The sequence below is a fragment of the Streptomyces glaucescens genome, assembly GCF_002154375.1.
Lineage (GTDB): Bacteria > Actinomycetota > Actinomycetes > Streptomycetales > Streptomycetaceae > Streptomyces > Streptomyces glaucescens.
In genome coordinates this window covers 1-2,365 of sequence record NZ_MUND01000660.1, presented here as the reverse complement: position 1 = coordinate 2,365, position 2,365 = coordinate 1, and the positions used below count along the sequence as shown (strand labels likewise).

The following is a 2,365-nucleotide window of genomic DNA, read 5'->3' as shown; positions in this document are numbered from 1 at the left end:
CCTGACCGCGCCCGGGGAGCGCAGGAGCTTGCCGAGGTGCGCCCCCTGGCCGGTGCCCCGGGCTGTGACCATGGCAGGGGTCCGCTGGGCTGTGCCTCCTCGCCGGTCTGCGCCGTTCCGCCGTGGCGACCGCGGGGGTGGGCCGAGGACAGGGAACGGCAATGCCGGCGCAGCTCCCCAGCTGCGCCGGCATCTGTGCCGTCCGCCGCACCCCCGTCCCCACGGGGTTATGGGTGGATGTCCCCGCCCGGACCGCTCTTCCGGGCCTGGGGTCGCCGCTCAGCGCCCCAGCATCACGCCCACGGACGACGCCTGTGTGGCCACTGTCTCCCAGCCGTCGAAGACGACGAGGAGCAGGACCGCCAGGGGAAGGGCCATCAGCGTCGCCACCAGGGGGTGGCGGCGGCCCTGGCGGCGCGGACGGAGCGCGGCGTACGCCTTGCGCCCCTCCTCGCGGATCAGCGTCCGCGGTGCCGTGTGGGCCATGGTCCCTCTCCTGACCTGCTTGGTTGTCGTTGGCAGCGGCGGGTGTCTGACCTCGGGGGACGAGTGCTGCACCCGCCGCTTGACCTCAAATCTAGGTTCGCGGCGGGCACCGGACGTCATGCCCTCGTACCGATCTGCGGGCCTCCCGGAGGATGAGCCATGACCTGGGGTGTACTCCCCTGGGTGGAGACGGGCTCCTACGTCTCGGGGTCTTCCCGGAGGGGACGTCCGGTCTGTCCCTGCTTTTCCGAGCCGTCCTCCCGGGGAACCGGCTGCTCGACGAGGGCGAGGACCCGGTTCGCCATGAACCGTGCCGTGCGGACGACGGCACCGGTACGGGTGACTTCGCTCACTTCCACCACCCCTCGCCGCACCGCCGTCTCCACTCGGCGGCCCGCCCTGCTCGCCACCACCTCGTACGTCCGTGTCGTGTCGCCGGCGTCGACGACGATTTCCACGCGGTCACCCTTCACGGGTCCAATCCCCCTTCTGTGACGGACGGTTGGAAGCCCGGACGGAACGAAGTCGTCCTGTTCGGGGGCTTGCTGACCACCCTTCAAGTCTCCCACCCGGCACTGACAATCGATCGGGGCGAGAGGGCGCGGCCTCTGCGCGCGGGCGGCCGGGGAAACGTAAGCTGTGGCACGTCACACGGACCGGGCAGCGGGGATGAACATGGCGATGATGCGCCTGAGGCGCGAGGACCCGCGCGTCGTCGGCTCGTTCAAGCTTCACCGACGGCTCGGCGCGGGCGGGATGGGTGTTGTCTACCTGGGCTCCGACAAGAAGGGGCAGCGGGTCGCCCTGAAGGTGATCCGGCCCGATCTGGCGGAGGATCAGGAGTTCCGGTCGCGGTTCGCCCGCGAGGTGTCGGCCGCCCGGCGGATCCGCGGCGGGTGCACGGCCCGGCTCGTGGCGGCGGATCTGGAGGCCGAGCGGCCCTGGTTCGCCACGCAGTACGTGCCCGGCCCCTCCCTGCACGACAAGGTGGCCGACGAGGGCGCGCTGGTCGCCGCCGAGGTCGCCGCGATCGGGGCCGCGCTGTCGGAGGGCCTGGTCGCCGTGCACGAGGCGGGGGTCGTCCACCGGGACCTCAAACCGTCCAACATCCTGCTGTCCCCGAAGGGGCCGCGGATCATCGACTTCGGCATCGCCTGGGCGACCGGGGCCTCCACGCTCACCCATGTCGGCACGGCGGTCGGCTCGCCGGGGTTCCTCGCTCCCGAGCAGGTGCGGGGCGCCGCGGTCACTCCGGCCACGGACGTGTTCTCGCTGGGTGCCACGCTCGCGTACGCGTGCACCGGTGACTCGCCCTTCGGGCACGGCAGTTCCGAGGTGATGCTGTACCGCGTGGTCCACGAGGAGCCGCAGCTGCACGGTGTCCCGGACGCGCTGGCCCCGCTGGTGCGGGCGTGTCTGGCCAAGGACCCCGAGGAACGGCCGAGCACGCTGGACCTGTCGCTGCGGCTGAAGGAGATCGCGGCCCGCGAGGCCCAGGGCCTGATCGACGGCCGCCCGCCCGCGCCGCGCGGCGGTGAGGCGGACCGGCCCACCGGGCGGCTCGCGGACACCTATCCGGAACAGCAGCGCGGCGGCCAGGTGTCCCGGCGACCGCAGGGGCCGTCGAGCGGCACGCCCGCGCCCCGGTCCGGCGGGCGCGGTCCGGCGCCGCTGCGGGGCGGGGTGCCGTCCCGGGGCGGCCCGGTGCCGTCGCGCGGCGGCGGGGCGCCCCGGGGCACGGGGCCCGCGGCCCGGCCCGGGGCGCGGCCCACGCCGGCCTCCCGGAACACGCCGGTGCCCAGGGACACGCCTGCGGGCAGGAACACCCCGGCGTCGAGGAACACGCCGGTCCCGCGCAGTACGCCCGTCCCGCGCGGCA

General features: G+C 74.2%; 3 protein-coding genes. 1 reads left to right on the top strand and 2 read right to left on the bottom strand.

Translation table 11 applies throughout. The annotated features are described in order from the left end of the window. Window positions 1-279: 279 nt before the first annotated feature. Together CCN42_RS34260 and CCN42_RS34255 are read right to left on the bottom strand one after the other, a co-directional pair. The gene (locus CCN42_RS34260; protein ID WP_086172951.1) at window positions 280-486 is read right to left on the bottom strand and encodes a hypothetical protein; all 207 of its coding nucleotides are present in this window, start codon (window positions 484-486) and stop codon (window positions 280-282) included. Window positions 487-683: 197 nt separating this feature from the next. Next, window positions 684-959 (bottom strand): hypothetical protein, encoded by a 276-nt coding sequence (locus tag CCN42_RS34255; RefSeq protein WP_043499081.1) that lies wholly within the window; start codon window positions 957-959, stop codon window positions 684-686. A gap of 196 nt (window positions 960-1,155) precedes the next feature. Here CCN42_RS34255 and CCN42_RS34250 point away from each other — a divergent pair. After that, window positions 1,156-2,365: serine/threonine-protein kinase (locus tag CCN42_RS34250; RefSeq protein ID WP_245877592.1), on the top strand; the 1,210-nt coding region annotated here is incomplete at its 3' end.

What these genes read in the sequence shown, in the direction of transcription:
- CCN42_RS34260 (WP_086172951.1), bottom strand. Translation starts at nt 486, where the DNA reads ATGGCCCACACGGCACCGCGGACGCTGATCCGCGAGGAGGGGCGCAAG.